This window comes from Affinundibacterium danionis (assembly GCF_042432465.1).
In the GTDB taxonomy this organism is placed as follows: domain Bacteria; phylum Pseudomonadota; class Gammaproteobacteria; order Burkholderiales; family Burkholderiaceae_D; genus Undibacterium; species Undibacterium danionis.
Map to the genome: position 1 here is coordinate 221315 of NZ_JBHLXJ010000003.1, position 16269 is coordinate 237583.

Genomic DNA, 16269 nt, shown 5'->3' on the forward strand with positions numbered 1-16269 from the left:
GCTTAGTGCTGTGATACCCATGCCTATGTTCGCACCAACGCCAGCGCTTATGTCTGTATTTACGCCTACATTTATTCATCAAACCCAATACAACAAAGGAAAACAAATGGCCAATAACTCTGCCGCCATGCAATTAATCATCTCACTCAACGTCTTACAGACTCAGATGCTCAAAAAAGTCGATCAACAATTAAGCGTGCATGGTATTAGCTTTACTGAATTCACTGTCATGCACCATCTAAATAATGCGCCCAATTACAGCATGCGCCGTATCGACTTGGCGGAGTCGGTAGGCTTAACAGCATCCGGTGTGACGCGTCTCTTACTGCCGATGGAAAAGATTAATCTGGTAGAAAAAGAAGTCAATCCACGCGATGCACGAGTCAGCCTAGTCAAGCTATCGGACGCAGGTATCGCCTTATTTCAAGATGCGCTAGCCAGCTTCGACATCGGTGCTACCAATGCGACACGAGGATTAGATCAAGCACAAATTAAACAGTTGCAGACCCTAATTGATGCTATGCGCTAAATCGAGTAACCGCAGCAGCCCTTCCGTTCTACGATCTCCGCTCCGACACTGTCATTCATAATTAAACGTCCGAATTCAGCCAGACAAGAAAAGAGGCAACGCGCAAACTGCGCGCTCTTTTCCTCAACTAGAGATCGGACATTTACTTATGAATTCTCTCATTAATAAAGTAGCTATCGTCACAGGTGCAAGTTCAGGTATTGGTCGCGCCAGCGCGCTACTTCTAGCCAGCAAAGGCGCCTCGGTTGTCGTTGGTGCTCGTCGTGAACTCGAACTACAACAATTAGTACAAGAAATCGAGCAAAAAGGAGGCCGCGCCGCATGGGTAGCGGGTGACGCCACACATGAATCCTTCGCGCAAACCATGGTCGACACTGCCCTAAGGCATTTTGGCGGATTGGACATTGCTTTTAATAATGCAGGTAGTTTAGGTGCCATGGGTTCAACACCTGAGATCACCGCAAGCGGATGGCATGACACATTGGACGTGAATCTTAGCAGTGCTTTCTATGCCGCAAAACATCAAATCCCAGCAATGTTAAAACGGGGTGCTGGCTCTATCATTTTCACCTCCACTTTTGTGGGTTATACCGTAGGCTTTTCAGGACTCGCAGCGTATGCGGCAAGTAAGGCAGGCTTGATAGGTTTAACGCAAGCACTAGCGGTGGAATATGGCGCACAGGCCATACGTGTGAATGCCTTGCTTCCGGGCGGAACTGATACACCTATGGGGCAGCAAATCGCCAATTCACCCGAAGCCTTAGCGCACATTAGCAATCTGCATGCCCTCAAACGTATCGCGACGCCGGAGGAGATCGCACTATCCGTCTTATATTTGGCCTCAGATGCATCGTCTTTCATGACGGGGAATGCACTGTTGGTGGATGGCGGCATCTCTATACTTCGAGCTTAGTCAAAAGCTACCAAACGGCACGGATAATCGGTATAACGGCTAAGCGTGCCACAAATTTCGTGGTCTGTTTGTGAATATCGCTATTCACTATCGATAATTAACAACTCCCAGCCCACGACTAGCGAACACCGTACAAACTGTCTAAGCGCTAGGATCCGAAAATCGCCATTCAGAAATGTCATCCTTGCTTATGCTGCTTCAGTACGCAAAACGAGAAAATGGCACCTCAAAATGAGGTGCCATAAGGAATAACTTAGGAATAACTTAGGTCTAACTTGGTACAGCTTAAGAGAGATTAATTCACCCGACGTTCCACGCTGACTTGCTCGACTTCAACGCGACGGTTAGGTTCTAAACATTGGATCAATGCAGCACGTTTCAATCCTTTGGCTGGCTTACATTCTGCGACTGGATTTGCTTCGCCTTTACCGACCGCCGTTAAGCGTTCAGCAGCGACGCCTTGGCTCACCAAATACGCTTTTACCGCATTCGCACGTTTAGCGGATAAAGCCAGATTGTATTTATCTGAACCTAAACGATCGGTGTAACCATTGATGGTGATATTACTGATTTGTGGTGCAGATTTTAGCAAGGCGGCCATCTCATCTAATTTCGCTTGTGGCGCTTTCAATTCTGCGCGATCAAATGCGAATAACTCAGTAGCCGACAAAGTGATTTTTTCAAATTTTGGTGCAGGCGCTGGTGCTGGAGCAGGTGGTGCAACAGGCGCTGGCTCGGCAACAACAGGAGCTGGTGCCGGTGCTGGAGTGAACACGGGTGTCGGCTTTGCAATCTTATCGAAAGCGTAGTTCAAACCTATAGAGATATAAGTATTGTGCGCTTTACTAAATCCAAAATCATTTCCACGCAATTGACCTTGCAAACGACGTACATCTGCTTGGAAGGCTAATTGTTCAGTGATGTCAGCTTGAAAACCCAAACCCGCACCGATGAAGGGAGAAGTTCTACTTTTTTCCAAAGCACCCAAACTGGCTTTATCACGCTCGAAACCTGCACCGACCAATAAGAAAGGACGAAACGCGCTACGAGAAAACATGTACAAAGCATCGGCACCTAAAGTCTGTTGCTTGTAATGTGCTAAGCCTTTTTTAGTACTGGCCGTTGTGCCACCCAATTGAATATCCCAATCTTCGCTCAAGGCTTTACCAAACCGCAGACCCAAGCCTTGACCATCTTTGTTCACGCCAAAATCACGATCTGGACTTAAGGAGTTAATGCTTGGTGCGATGTACCAAGATGGATTGACTTCGACTTTGTTGGCAGCGCTTGCATTATTTGTGTTGCTTTGTGCAAAGACGGCCGCACTCATAGCAACGCCGATGACACCACCGGTTAGGGCGATAGATAAAGCGATTTTTTTCATGATTAATTTTTCTTACCTAAATTAGAAAGAGCGCATTCTAAACCTAGGTGAAAAATTAAAAAGTTAAGCAATGTTACATTCCTCAGAACCACTATCTGAGGTTTTGTTCGTTAGATGCGGAAATTAAAATAGGAACTAAGCGAGACTGATCTAGTCATATCAAAACGTCGATTTTCAAATTCTCGCGTCATTAGCCAGGAATAACATGATGAGCTATTCAGCACTTTTACTCTTCGCCGCACTGCTTGGTCATGCGAGCGATGCCCCCGATAGTACGGTCGATAAAGCGACCATCACAGCCATTGAAGCGACTTGTTTCGATTACATAGACGGTCAACTGGAAGCGAATCCTGCCCGTGTGGCGCGCTCCCTACATCCGGACTTAGCGAAGCGCTCAGTGATTGGTGACACGCCCGATGAGCGACTAGGCTTGCGCCGTATGTCTAAAGAGGAATTAGTATCCCTGACTAAAAACGGTGCCTTGAAAACGGCTCCGGAACAGTGGAACCGCAGTTGCAAAGTGCTGGATGTCACCGATACAGCTGCCTCAGTTCGGTTAGAAACACCGTGGTTTGTCGATTATTTTCATATGGGGAAATTTGGCGAGCGCTGGATTATTGTGAACGCGCTCTGGTATAGCAAACCCAAAAGAACACAATGAAATTCTACGAAATCGACTCTAGCCATCCGCGTCGAATAGTGCTCACCGACACAAAGTTTTAAACCGACTATCAACTACGGGTACTTAGCTCAAACTTAGTCCAAACTTAAATTCGTTGACTAAGTACCCGTTCATGCCAACTTTAGCTGCTAACTGCGCTACTAACCGCGCAGCGAACCGCATCGAAAACTACGCCACAAACTAAACCATTAACTAAACCGCTAACAATTTCCGATTAGCTTTACCTGGCAATACTTTCAGTGTTTTTCCCGCAACCAGAGTGTAATTTTTTGATTTTACTGTGCTGATATAACGCCATTCAGAACGAGTTTCACTCGGCGTTGCGGTCACGATCATGTAGCCACGATTTTTGGTTTCTGCGTACACCAAAGGTCCAATGATTTGTTCAAGTCCTGCTGCGACGGCGGCCGGGTCTTCCTTAGCGAAGATTTCTTCAAAACCTGGCGAGGTCACCGAGGTGACACCAAGCTCAACACCAATCGCATTGCCGCTCATATCAGTCAAATCACTAGCCCAAGTATTATGCGTATCTCCGGCTAAGGCGATCAAATTTTTATCTAAGGTTCTTGCTGTAGCAAAAACCGTTTCGCGCGCCGCCGCATAACCATCCCACGCATCCAGATTGTAAGGAATAGCAGGTTGCGCCAAGATGGCTTTATCGGTTGCGGTTAGCGTATCCGATGCAGTTTGTGCTTTCACCAACAATTTGGTGTAATCAGAAAAACCAATTTGGCCAAGCACTAATGGCGCAGGAATATTCATGCGCGCCATTAATACCTGTTGCCCCAATATCTGCCAGGTCGCTGTCGATTTCGTCATTTGCGATTGCAACCAAGCGCTCTGTTCTGCTCCCATCAATTGGCGGTTAGGATTACTCATATCTTGCGCAAGTTTTGCGGCATCAAAAGCACCTGTCGCACTGATGTAGCTGGCATATGATAATTGCTTCTCTCGTCCAATCAAACGCGTGTCTAGCATGTGTAATGAGACTAGGCTACCAAAATCAAATGAGCGATAAATACGATCATTTTTACTAGCATCAGGCAAACGAATCGGCATCCATTCATGATAAGCCTGCAAAGCCGCTGCGCGACGTGCGCTAAATGGTCCTTCAGTGACTGGATCATGATTCTCCGCGCCGCCAATCCAAGTGTCATTAGCGAATTCATGATCATCCCAGACCGTGATAAATGCAGTTTTCGCATGCACCGCTTGTAGATCCGTATCACTGCGGTAAATCGCATAACGGCTGCGGTAATCGCTGAGTGTAATAATTTCTGTTTTGGGTTCAACCAAACGATTCAAGCTCGCGGCATCTTGCGAGGCGTAACCATCGCGTGGATATTCATAGATATAGTCACCCAGATGTATCACGGCATCAATGTCGCTGAGCTTAGCGATTTCGCCATAGACATGGAAATAGCCAGCAGGATAATTAGAGCAGGTAACCACCGCCAACTTCACTTGATCGACGTTTCCGACCGGCAGTGTTTTAGTACGCCCAGTCGGTGAAACACGACTATCGAAATTAAAACGGTAGTAATAAACCGTATTGGCAGTCAATCCTGTGACATCTACTTTCACCGTGAAGTCACGATTCGCATTAGTCACAAAACTGCCTGACTTCACAATTTTAGAAAATTGCTCATCGGCCGCGACTTGCCAAGTAATCTCAAAGTCTCTGCCATCATAATTGGATGAAGGCGTCGCGCGCGTCCAAATGATGACGCGATCACTGAGTGGATCACCACTGGCGACGCCGTGTTCGAAACTAGCAAACACTGGCGCAGTACCAGCACCACCGCAAGCACTCAATGCGAGACTGCCTGACGCGGCTGCGGTGGACGCTGCGAATGCTCGGATAAATTGACGACGTGAATTTTGAATTTTCATGACCGGCCTCTAAGTAGAAAAGGCCTCGATCTTATTAAGCGAATATGACGCATCAATGACCTAATAGGGTAATGACACTGAGATTATTCGAATTAGAAGAAATGTTCGAAACATGAATTCTCAACAAATGATGACTATCCAAATCTAAGCGTAAAAAAATAATGCACAATTTAGGTGCACTCCACCTAATTTAAGGCCGCAATTTTCACCGTCATATTTTTTCGCTTGCACCCAAAAGTCGCAAATGGCGTAAATACGCAACACTAAATTCGGTAAGACCAATTTTGCACCGTATAACAATCAGAAAATTATAAGAATGACTTATGATTAGAAATATCTATACCTTTACAAATCAAGCACTTTTCAAAAATGAAACACCTGAAAACCAAACTAATCACCCTACTCCTCACAAGTATTCTCTCCACCCTCAACACAGCTAACGCTGGCAACCCTGAAGCTCTCGCCGCCTACAAAGCGGGCGACTACGCGACTGCTTATAAAGAATTCTCACGCCAAGCGAAACGTGGCGATGCTTTCGCCCAAGCGAATCTTGGCCTGATGTATAGCAATGGACAAGGCGTTCCACAAAATTATGAACTTGCGATGAGCTGGTTCGACAAAGCGGCTGAGCAAGGCGATGTCTCGGCTCAATACTGCATAGGTGTCATGTATCACAAAGGTCAAGGCGTCGCACAAGACTTTGCGCAAGCGATCAGTTGGTATAACAAAGCGGCTGAATTAGGACACGCTCAAGCACAGACCAATATTGGTACGCTGTACTACACCGGCCAAGGCGTTCCTAAAGATGAAATCAAAGCCGCTATCTGGTTTGCTAAAGCCGCTGAACAAAAACACGAAAGTGCGATCTATAACTTAGGGGTAATGTACAAAGAAGGCCAAGGTGTCGCACAAAACCCCGTGGTTGCTTTAGCACTGTTCGAGCTGATTGCGACGGACCCAGCCAGCAATGGCGCCAAAGCAAAAGCGGTGGCTATCACTCGTATGGGTCCCAAACAAGTTGAATCCGCCACCCAGTTAGCAGCAGAAATCGTCAAGCCAGGTAATTTTTCTAAGGCGATTGCTTTGGCGCTCAAAGAATCTAAATAAATTTTCGGTAGCTTAGGCTAAGTTCAGACTCGCGATCTCTCTGTACAACTACCAAGGCGAGTGCCACTACGTTTTGGCACTCGCTTCTTTATTCTGCAACAACAGAATACAAAGAAGCGACTTTTTGCTTGTTCTTTTGATTGGCCTTTTTATTGGTTTGTAGCGATGGCAATTGCTCTAACCACCACGCTTGCCCCGCTTGCGCTTCTGCCATATCAACGGCTTCGCCCATCATGGGGGTGCTGATTTTGACTTGATGTCGTCGCGCCAATTCAAGGATGCGATCAAAAGGTTCGTGCCAAGCGTGCAGCGCCAAATCAAAAGTCCCGTTATGAATGGGCAGCAAATATTTACCGCGCAAATCCAAATGCGCTTGCAAACTTTCCTCAGGTTGCATGTGTACATCCGGCCATTGCTTATCGTAAGCACCGGTTTCGATCAGGGTTAAATCAAACGGTCCATATTTATCACCGATCTCTTTGAAGCCTGCAAAATAGCCCGTATCGCCGCTAAAGAAAATACGCTGATCTTGATTCAAGATAGTCCAAGAGGCCCATAAAGTTTGGTCACGATCACCTAAGCTACGTCCTGAAAAATGTTGCGCCGGTGTCGCCACCAATTCAACGGCATTTTCTAGGCCTTTGATTGAAGTACTTTGCCACCATGCTAATTGCTGAATTTTTTCCGCTGGAATACCCCACGCAATCAACCTGTCTCCCACACCAGTCGGTGTAATGAAATGCTCAACTTTATCAGCGAGTTGCATAATGGCGGCATGATCTAAATGATCGTAATGATCATGCGACAAAATCACTGCCTTGAGTGGTGGCAGCTCAGCAATGCTAATCGGTGCCTGATGAAAACGCTTAGGTCCCATCCATTGAAACGGCGATGCGCGTTCAGAAAACACTGGATCAGTTAACCAAAATACGCCCTGCATTTTCATCAATAAAGTGGAATGTCCCAATCGGTACAAAGTATTATCGGGTGCCGCTAGCAATTGTTCACGTGTCAATTCCATCACTGGAATACTACCTGCGGGTTGGGTATTTTTTGGTTTATTGAAGAAAAATTTTAGAGCGATTCCCAGTGTTTTTAAAAAGCCGGGTTCACGCAAGGCACGCGCATTTTTGAATTTAGCAGGCTTCACTTTTGCTGATGTAGCCTGATCAGGCGCTATAACTGCTTTATTATCGACACTCAGAGACATAGAAAAATTCTTTCATTTTATGGATGCGAAATCGCGTTCGCTTACCAGCTCACTGATTAACACATTTGATCACTAATTAAGTTTTAGCGCTATTTTGGACAAAGAGACTTAAATAAAACAGAAAGTACACTACACAGTGTAGTTTCAAACTTTAAATAAGTAAACTACTTAGTGTAAAATTTATGTAACCCCACAAATCTTGATTGAAAGCCCATGTCTACGCCCTTACGTCAAACCGATCGCAAACGTAGCGCAATTCTGCAAGCGGCGATTGCTGAATTTCGCAGCAATGGTTTTGAGGCCACCAGCATGGACAAGATTGCGGCAAGCGCAGAAGTATCCAAGCGCACGGTCTATAACCATTTTCCTAGTAAAGAAGATTTATTCGCGGCGATCTTAATGCACTTGTGGGAAAGCGCTGCTGCGCAAAATGAATTCACATATCAAAAAGACCGTACGCTCAAGGTACAGTTACATGATTTTTTAAATAAAAAAATGCAAATGATGTGTGACCAAGACTTCATGGATTTAGTTCGCGTCGCTGTCGCCGCCACCATACACACGCCAGAACGTGCGCGCGATATGGTGGATAAACTCAGCCAACGTGAAGAAGGCATAGTCGCTTGGATCAAAGCCGCACAGGCCGATAAAAAACTCAAAGCCGGGGACGCCATCTTGATGGGCGATATGTTGCAAGGTCAATTAAAGTCGCTCGCTTTTTGGCCACAAATCGCGATGGGTCAGCCACTACTCAATGAAGCGCAACAGAAAAAAATCATACAACTAACGGCGGATATGTTTTTGCAGTATTACGAAAAATAGACGTCAATTTTCGCTGCATTTATTTTTAAATCGCACGCTCTATGCGGCAAGCATAGCAACCATAAGCAACAAAACGAACCAAAACAAACTTCACCTCATCGAGCATAAAGAGGCGATGCAAATCACTTTCAACCAGCGCTGGAGAACTCAGACAAGCATCGACAATCCGTTCTTGAGCAGAATAGGCACGTAGAACAAATTGCTCGCCCAAATAGTGATTTTCAATGAGCCCAGCTACATCTGATGAGACTGACGAGCTTGATGAGATTGCGGAGTGATCAAGCTCGTTGGCGAGAATAAAGATAGGGCCATATTCTTTATACGGCCCAGCAATTTCAAACGGACAATAACTCGCCAGTATCAGTTCTTCGCCTGCCTTGGCACGATATAAACTATCTCTACACGGTTCGCCACCACTCGCAATCAGTCGCTCGACTGGCTGAGCTTGATCATCCACGCCCATGCCACGGGCGCGTTGTAGAAATTCTGGCTTAACGGGAATGATTTTATACAATGAATCTGACTGCGAGTTTTGCTCTGCTCTTTGCTCCATGCTTTACACCATATAGATTGTGGTTGAAGAGCTGCCATTGTCTAGCATTACCAACAATCATGATCGCCAAATTCGGACATGCAATTCAAACATTCCCTATTGCGGCAATGACTCTGCCATCAATAAAAGTCGATTGACTATCGCCTCCAAACTAGGTCGCTGCGCAGTGTGAATGAACATGGCATTCGCTAACAAAATAAGTGTCATTTTCTTTTGTGGCACTTGTCGAAAAGCGGTAGCCATGCCACCTGTAAATCCATAAGTAGCAACACCATTCAATTCAATTAAATCCCAACCGTGGGTAAATTTTCTTGGTTGAGCATAGAGAAAAGCTTGGCGTAAGTTTGTCATGCTGGTCGATGTGAGTAAGCCCCCCTCATCCAACTTCTTATTCCAATTGAGAAAAGCATCCATACTCAAATTCAAACCGGCTGCACCATAGTTATATTGGGGAAAATGCCAATTCCGCTTGGTGAGTTTGTCTGCCGTATTGTTATAACCTGAACTAAAATTTGGCATAACAGCGAGATGATTACCTTCAAAAAATACCGAAGCTTGCGTTCCTGCAAACTGATTTTCCAAAATATGTGTACTCAAACTTTGACCAAGTAACTTCTGAAAAATACGATTGAGTAACCAATAATTCGTTTGATTGTAATCAAACTGAGCGCCGGGTTTAAATATTATCGCCTGCGCATACACCGTCTGTTGCGCCTCGACTTCAGGCAAATTTTCATACGCAAGGATATCGGGCAATCCAGATGAATGACTTAGTAAATGTTTGATTTTTACCTCACGCCATGCCTCAGGTAAATCATTCAAAAAATCCGCCAATTTGCTATCCAAGGATAATTTTCCTTGCTCTATTAATTGATGCACTGCGACCACTGAAAAAATCTTGGTAGTGGAAAATAAGGGAAACACAGCGTCATCTGAAACAGGTACTAAAAACTCAATGTTGGCCAAACCATAATTAGCCCGGTGTATTAGCTTGCCCTCTTTCACTATCGCCAATGCAAGGCCAGGTATGCGATGCGCTTCCTGCATCTCTCGCACATAACGATCAATCTCGTTTGAGGTTGAAACGCCAGCGTGCACATTGGCTGTCAGCGCAAGCATTAGCACAAGGCTATAGCAAAGTCGCTCTATCATAATCAACATTATTTTTCCTCTCTCATTTGGTAATTCGTCATAAGCGCCAGATCGACCGATGGCGCGCAATCACACGATTGTTTCTTAGGCCATCCAGTGAGGTTGCCTACGTAGTTGTCCACTCAGTTACTGACTCAGTTTCCTATTCAACGAGACGTAACCGATCTTGAGGTAAAGGATTTATGTATGATTTTCCAATTTCCGTTTAATTTGGCCAACATCAAATAGTCTGTAAAAAGCCTAAATCCTGGCACGAGTATATCGATTTTTGCGATGGCGACGTCTTTCTCATAATCGATGGAAACAATGCGTCCTTGACGAGTATTTTTCTTTCCTATCTGAATATTGTCGATATAGGTTTTACCTTTCCAGACTTCCAAATTCTCATTTTTCACCGAGTAGAGATTAAGCTCGTCATGAAAAGCATGGCGTACACGATCAGGTTCACCATTCGCCGTACCTTCTATATAGTCAGTCAAAACAAGCCTAATCTGATTTAGCTCGGTCTTTTCCTCTGCTGCAAATTGCTTTTGTCCATTTTGAGAAAGATCTGCGCCAACCATAGCTGGGAATAAAGAAAAGGATTCAGCCCTAGCCATCAGCCCAAACAAGAGGTAGAACGCGAAGAAAAGATTAATGGAAAAGATGGCGCTGCGTAACTTCATATACTCACCCTAGATAGAATTAACATCAATTATCAAAAGGCGAAAGGGAAAGATTACTCACCGAGGTTCTATTCACCTTAGTGCCCGATTCGCTAGGAGGGCAATGTACTGTGATTCGGCGATTTGGTATTCGCAAACCGTGATTTAGGACTGCAGAATCATAATTTCAGAGAGCAAAGTGTCTATATTTTATTAGGTAGAAGCAGCACGGTAGCTAGCAGGCGTCTGTCCTGTGATTTTCTTAAACGCCGCGAAGAAGGTGGAATTAGAATTGAAGCCACAGCGTTCTGCGACCAACTCCATATTCAAATGTGGCTCGTTTAGTATGATTTTTTTGGCATCTTCGATACGAAACTCGTTGACATAAAGATTGAAAGATTTGTTCAACTTGTCATTTAAGACTTGAGAAACAGTCGTCTGCAAACTGCCCGTTTTTTTGGCCAAGAGCGCTAGCGTCAAATTAGGATTCAAATACAATTTTTGTTCATACATGACCTGATGCAATGAGCTCAATAAGCTTAGCGCATCATCCTCTGCCAACTTGCGGTTTTGGTACTTTTCTTTTTTTATTGTCTCTACCTGTGCTTGCTTGCGTAGCATAAATACGACCACCGTAATGTGTACGGAGAAGGTGAATGATAGAGCGCCAACAATGTACGACGTTAACGGCGTACTCAGATAAGCGATCAAAATCAAACAGCTACTACAATAGACGCTAAAGAGAAGTAAGGTGCTGCGGGCTATATGTGCGTTCGCGTTGAACAAAATCGCACGTGATTGCCACAACTGCCAAGCCGCTGCCAACAAATACAAGAACCAAAACGCATGTATGCCATACATAGAATGGCGCCAGATGTAAGGGTATTCAGAATACGGAAAGAGCAGACCAAGACTAATCACAAAAAATGACAAGCCAAGATGCCAGCACCATTCTCGCCCAGCGACTTCTTGCCGTAAATCGGCCAAATGGTAGCGCACATAAAGATAGGTCAAAGGTCCGATTAACAAACAAGCCGACATACCAAATTGCAAAAATTCGACCGCAAGACTTGGATTAAAAAAGTAAAAAGTCGATTTGGCGGTACGTACTGAGATCGCCAACAATAACGCACCCAACATGCTATTCGCCATGCGATGAGGACGGCGACTAAAAAAATAAATCGCTAATAAAATGCCGTTCATCGCACCGAGTGCGCTAAATAGAAATAAGAATTGACCTGAGATCATGGGTGAATGCGAAGGATTTGATGGCAAACGAAAAACGCGAGTATAAACTTATTCGCACACCCCTAGTCAGCTTATAAATGAACTAAGCAGAGATCTGAACAATCTCTTCTGGATGCAAGTAAATCGATGAATTCACTTTTCTAATCCATGCGCAGCACTTGTGGTACTGTGCCAAATAAGCAATACTATGTCGCTGAAACTATGCTGAAACTATGCTGAAACAAAGCTGAAATAATGTTGACTTAGCATCGCCTATAGCTTTAACAAGCACAGATACAAGTGCTAATTTAACTCAATGATTTTGCTGGTACACCTTTCACCGCAATTTTGCCGTAATGTCGTTTTACATTAAAGATGGGAGAACACCATGGGACTATGGAATAAACTAAGTAATGAATTCATCGATATCGTCGAATGGTTAGACGACAATCCCAATGTGATGGTGCATCGCTTTGAGCGCTACCAGAATGAAATCAAGATGGGGGCAAAATTAACCGTACGTGAAGGCCAAGTGGCGGTCATGGTGAACGAAGGCCAAATGGGTAAAGGACAAGTCGCCGACGTCTTCATGCCTGGCATGTATGAACTCAGCACCGAGAACATGCCTCTCTTAAGTACGATCAAAGGCTGGAAATATGGCTTTAATAGTCCGTTTAAAGCTGAAGTCTATTTCTTCAAAACCACGCGTTTCACCAATTTAAAATGGGGCACAGCCGGTCCTGCCACCATGCGCGATCCTGAATTTGGTGTGGTACGTGTGACGGCTTTCGGTATTTACGGCTTACGCATTCGCGATGCAAAAACCGTGTTGCTCGAACTCGTTGGCACACAAGCAGACTTCACGATTCAAGACATAGAAGAAAACCTGCGCGGCAAAATTGGCTTGCGTATCAAAGAAGTGATGCCAGAAATCGGCGTACCAGTGATTGATCTTGAAAGCAAAGTCACGGTGGTTGGCCAACGCATACAAGAAAAAATCGCCGGTGATTTTGAACAATACGGTTTAGAACTATGCGAAGTCCAAGTACAAGATATCGGTCTGCCAGAAGAAGTTGAAAAAGCCATCGATCAACAAGGTGCCATGCGCGCGATTGGCAATATGCAGCAATTCGCCCAATACCAAGGCGCACAAGCGCTGCGCGATGCAGCACAAAACCCCGGCATGGCGGGCGCGATGATGGGTGTTGGCGTAGGCGGTATGCTCAATCAAAGTATGGGCAATCTGTTTGGCGCACAAAATCCAGCACAAGCGACCACAGCAGCCCCCGCTTCTGCTGCAATGCCTCCGCCATTACCGGGCGCAACGCCTTACTTCGTCGCCATCAATGGCGCACAAGCCGGCCCTTTCGAACGCACAGCTTTACAAGCACAAGTCGCCAATGGCACATTGACACGCGAAAGTCTGGTCTGGCGTCAAGGCATGGCGGGCTGGGCCAAAGCCTGTGAGCAAGCAGATTTGCACGACTTGTTTGCAGCAATGCCACCACCGCTGCCGCCACAATAAATAAGGCTAGGCATAAATTCGTAGGGCGGGTGAAACCCGCGCCGCCAAAACGTCGAACGCGACTTACTGATTGACTGACGACTAAGCAGCGCGGCCTGCACCCGCCCTACAACATCACTGAATTCCACCGATCCCAGACCCACCTTCGTTTCTTCGGACTAGCACGTGACTACCAAAACTTATCCCTGCACCCAATGCGGTGCCAAATTAGAATTCGCTCCCGGCCAGCTCGCGCTGAAATGCCCTTACTGCGGCAATCAAAATCAAATCGAAGCAGAGGCAAGCGAACAAGCGGTTGCTTATGAAGAATTAGATTATCAAGCATATTTAAGCAAGCAAGCCGGTAACGAAGCGGTGCTGGAACAGCAAACCGTTAAGTGCACAGGCTGTGGTGCACAATCTCAATTTGGACAAAATATTGTTTCTGATCGCTGTCCATTTTGTGCCGCGCCTATGATCGCAGCCAATGCCTATGCCAAACGTCAAATTCAACCCAAGGCCATCGCCCCATTCGAAATTAAAGAAAGCGAAGCACGCAAAAAATTTAGCGATTGGGTTGGCGGCCTTTGGTTCGCGCCCAACGCCCTCAAAAATGCCTATCGTGCCGAACGTGGCTTAAAAGGTATTTACACGCCTTACTGGACCTACGACGCCGACTCCGACACCCCATATCAGGGTCAGCGTGGAGTCGATTACACCGTCACCGAAAGCTATGTGCAAGATGGCGAAACCAAAACCCGTCAAGTCACCAAAACTAATTGGTATCCAGCATCAGGCGAAGTACAGGTCAGCTTCGACGATGTCTTAGTCATCGCCTCCAACACCTTACCCAAACAGTACGCCGCCAACCTAGCGCCGTGGCATCTCGACAAACTGCAAGGCTATCGCGATGATTACGTATCAGGCTTCACCGTCGAAGCCTATCAAGTCGGGCTGGAACCCGGTTTCGTCGACGCCAGAGCCATCATGGAAGACGAAATCCGCAACGCCATTTGTCGCGACATAGGCGGCGACCATCAACGCATCACGTCCATGCAACCGCGCTATTTCAACATCAGTTTCAAACACATCTTGCTACCGATCTGGTTATCGTCCTACAAATACGGCGAGAAGACATATCGCTTCTTAGTCAATGGGCAAACAGGGGAAGTACAAGGCGAGCGACCTTACTCGTATTGGAAGATTGCGGGCGCAGTTTTATTGGCGTTTGTGGCGGTGATGGTGGTGATTGCTTTGACTAAGAAGTAGATGAAAATTTACAAAAAAACGATAGCACCAAGCTCGGAAAAGTGAGCAACTAGGCATGCGATCAATACTGAGACATCACATCTACATGAACGAGCGTCGAACCACCTAAAGTTTATGTCAAGCTGAAAAGCGCTGTATCTACTCGAAACCACACTTGTAGGACGCCCTATTTCTTTCATGATGGGTACGCTATTTTTTAGGACGACGCACAGCATATTCATTCGGGCCGAAACACATCATACTCATAGGATCAGCCAAACATCGTTCATAATCCTGACGCATTTTATGACGTTCTTTAAATGCTTCGTCCTGTTCTTTCAAACTAGGTCTATTAAAGGGCGTTACTGAGGGAGGCGGCACGACAAGCTTAACGACCGTTTGTTGTTCACTATTTTTATAACAAGGCCGATCTGTGTATTTTAATTTGCCATCAGCACCCTGGCATTTATATATTTCAGCGCTTGCTACGCTAGCGAAACTTAGCGCAGCGAAGAAAATGCTTATATGTATTTCCATCAAATTATTCAATAAAATAGAGATCAAGTAATGTGTGATTAATTGTTGTTTGAGCGATCAATTCCTCGTACCCAAGCTGATTCACCGATCTACGCTATTGTAGCCTTCAACAGCAACAAAGTCTGAAACAAATCTACTCCCAAATAGTCTTCAATCAGTTGTTTTAAAGACGGAGATAGGCCCCTTACCCACCGCTGCATTCGCTTCGCAACTATTCATTTCAGGCTTTTTACGATACGCCCAACATTCCACTTTGACCTTTGGACAGCTTGCCATGAAATGATCATGCGCAGCATTTCTCTCTGCGCCAAAATCCATACTGTGCAAATTAACCGCTAAGGCAACACACTTTTGTAGAGCGGCCTCGCCCATCGCCAAAACATAGGCATTTTCTGAACTCTTAACTGGCATTCGAGTTTTGTATTCTGGCCATTTTTCTGGCTTTGCCATGCGGGAAAAATCTGGCGCAGAAGGGGGGGCTAATGATGTAATACGGCCAGCTGGTGAAGTAGGTAAATGATCAAAATTCGGCGGCTGAATGATACGAGGAGCCTCGACCACCTGAAGTTTTCGATTAGGATTTAGATCTATCTGAGGCGGATTCGAGCTGGTAGTAGGCAATTTTGATGGTTTGATATCGCTTTCTTTTGATGTACTAGGTGCATTCCGCTTATCCCCATAATGTACTTTTCCATCTTTATCAAGCCACTTATACACTCCCTGAGCATACAAATTTTCGCTCATGCAAAGCACAAATAAGCACACCATAGCCGAGCGCAAGGTTTGCTTGTTATAAGTTAGAAAATGGGGCATAACAGTTAGCTTAAATATGGTAAGTATTTATTATAAAGCAATGCACAAGTG

Annotated in this window: 16 protein-coding genes; 7 read left to right on the forward strand and 9 right to left on the reverse strand. The window is 45.5% G+C overall.

Annotated elements, in window-relative coordinates:
* Positions 1 to 19: 19 nt before the first annotated feature.
* Together ACFFJH_RS03735 and ACFFJH_RS03740 are read left to right on the forward strand one after the other, a co-directional pair.
* The gene (locus ACFFJH_RS03735; protein WP_390210149.1) at positions 20 to 529 is read left to right on the forward strand and encodes a MarR family winged helix-turn-helix transcriptional regulator; all 510 of its coding nucleotides are present in this window, start codon (positions 20 to 22) and stop codon (positions 527 to 529) included.
* A 148-nt stretch (positions 530 to 677) separates the two neighbouring features.
* The gene (locus tag ACFFJH_RS03740; RefSeq protein WP_390210150.1) at positions 678 to 1442 is read left to right on the forward strand and encodes an SDR family oxidoreductase; all 765 of its coding nucleotides are present in this window, start codon (positions 678 to 680) and stop codon (positions 1440 to 1442) included.
* Positions 1443 to 1737: 295 nt separating this feature from the next.
* On the opposite strand, the gene ACFFJH_RS03745 is transcribed toward ACFFJH_RS03740, so the two are convergent.
* Positions 1738 to 2826 carry an OmpA family protein gene (locus ACFFJH_RS03745; protein WP_390210152.1) on the reverse strand — a complete coding sequence of 363 codons (1089 nt, stop codon included), beginning with the start codon at positions 2824 to 2826 and terminating at the stop codon, positions 1738 to 1740.
* Positions 2827 to 3031: 205 nt separating this feature from the next.
* On the opposite strand from ACFFJH_RS03745, the gene ACFFJH_RS03750 reads away from it, so the two are divergent.
* Positions 3032 to 3487 (forward strand): nuclear transport factor 2 family protein, encoded by a 456-nt coding sequence (locus ACFFJH_RS03750; RefSeq protein ID WP_390210153.1) that lies wholly within the window; start codon positions 3032 to 3034, stop codon positions 3485 to 3487.
* 213 nt (positions 3488 to 3700) lie between these two features.
* Here the strand turns inward: ACFFJH_RS03750 and ACFFJH_RS03755 are convergent, their stop codons facing one another.
* Positions 3701 to 5401, reverse strand: a complete 1701-nt coding sequence (locus ACFFJH_RS03755) for an alkaline phosphatase D family protein (protein ID WP_390210154.1) — start codon at positions 5399 to 5401, stop codon at positions 3701 to 3703.
* Between the two features lie 369 nt (positions 5402 to 5770).
* On the opposite strand from ACFFJH_RS03755, the gene ACFFJH_RS03760 reads away from it, so the two are divergent.
* Positions 5771 to 6508 (forward strand): tetratricopeptide repeat protein, encoded by a 738-nt coding sequence (locus ACFFJH_RS03760; RefSeq protein ID WP_390210155.1) that lies wholly within the window; start codon positions 5771 to 5773, stop codon positions 6506 to 6508.
* Between the two features lie 88 nt (positions 6509 to 6596).
* Here the strand turns inward: ACFFJH_RS03760 and ACFFJH_RS03765 are convergent, their stop codons facing one another.
* Positions 6597 to 7718: an MBL fold metallo-hydrolase gene (locus tag ACFFJH_RS03765; RefSeq protein WP_390210158.1), complete on the reverse strand. Its 1122-nt coding sequence runs from the start codon at positions 7716 to 7718 to the stop codon at positions 6597 to 6599.
* 213 nt (positions 7719 to 7931) lie between these two features.
* Here ACFFJH_RS03765 and ACFFJH_RS03770 point away from each other — a divergent pair, with 213 nt between their 5' ends.
* Entirely contained in the window at positions 7932 to 8540 is a 609-nt protein-coding gene (locus ACFFJH_RS03770) for a TetR/AcrR family transcriptional regulator (protein ID WP_390210159.1), read from the forward strand.
* 25 nt (positions 8541 to 8565) lie between these two features.
* Here ACFFJH_RS03770 and ACFFJH_RS03775 read toward each other — a convergent pair whose 3' ends face one another.
* The 4 genes from ACFFJH_RS03775 to ACFFJH_RS03790 all read right to left on the reverse strand — a co-directional run bounded on the left by ACFFJH_RS03775 (position 8566) and on the right by ACFFJH_RS03790 (position 12137).
* Entirely contained in the window at positions 8566 to 9093 is a 528-nt protein-coding gene (locus ACFFJH_RS03775) for a DUF1203 domain-containing protein (RefSeq protein ID WP_390210160.1), read from the reverse strand.
* Between the two features lie 96 nt (positions 9094 to 9189).
* A complete protein-coding gene (locus ACFFJH_RS03780; protein WP_390210162.1) occupies positions 9190 to 10254 on the reverse strand; it encodes a serine hydrolase domain-containing protein in 1065 nt (354 codons plus the stop codon).
* Positions 10255 to 10391: 137 nt separating this feature from the next.
* A complete protein-coding gene (locus ACFFJH_RS03785; RefSeq protein WP_390210164.1) occupies positions 10392 to 10910 on the reverse strand; it encodes a nuclear transport factor 2 family protein in 519 nt (172 codons plus the stop codon).
* Positions 10911 to 11102: 192 nt separating this feature from the next.
* A complete protein-coding gene (locus ACFFJH_RS03790) occupies positions 11103 to 12137 on the reverse strand; it encodes an AraC family transcriptional regulator (protein WP_390210165.1) in 1035 nt (344 codons plus the stop codon).
* Positions 12138 to 12504: 367 nt separating this feature from the next.
* Here ACFFJH_RS03790 and ACFFJH_RS03795 point away from each other — a divergent pair, with 367 nt between their 5' ends.
* Positions 12505 to 13641 carry an SPFH domain-containing protein gene (locus tag ACFFJH_RS03795; RefSeq protein ID WP_390210166.1) on the forward strand — a complete coding sequence of 379 codons (1137 nt, stop codon included), beginning with the start codon at positions 12505 to 12507 and terminating at the stop codon, positions 13639 to 13641.
* Between the two features lie 165 nt (positions 13642 to 13806).
* Positions 13807 to 14889, forward strand: a complete 1083-nt coding sequence (locus ACFFJH_RS03800; protein ID WP_390210168.1) for a TFIIB-type zinc ribbon-containing protein — start codon at positions 13807 to 13809, stop codon at positions 14887 to 14889.
* Between the two features lie 189 nt (positions 14890 to 15078).
* Here the strand turns inward: ACFFJH_RS03800 and ACFFJH_RS03805 are convergent, their stop codons facing one another.
* Both ACFFJH_RS03805 and ACFFJH_RS03810 read right to left on the reverse strand, forming a co-directional pair.
* Positions 15079 to 15405 (reverse strand): DUF4124 domain-containing protein, encoded by a 327-nt coding sequence (locus tag ACFFJH_RS03805; RefSeq protein ID WP_390210169.1) that lies wholly within the window; start codon positions 15403 to 15405, stop codon positions 15079 to 15081.
* Between the two features lie 150 nt (positions 15406 to 15555).
* A complete protein-coding gene (locus tag ACFFJH_RS03810; RefSeq protein ID WP_390210170.1) occupies positions 15556 to 16149 on the reverse strand; it encodes a DUF4124 domain-containing protein in 594 nt (197 codons plus the stop codon).
* Positions 16150 to 16269: the final 120 nt, after the last annotated feature.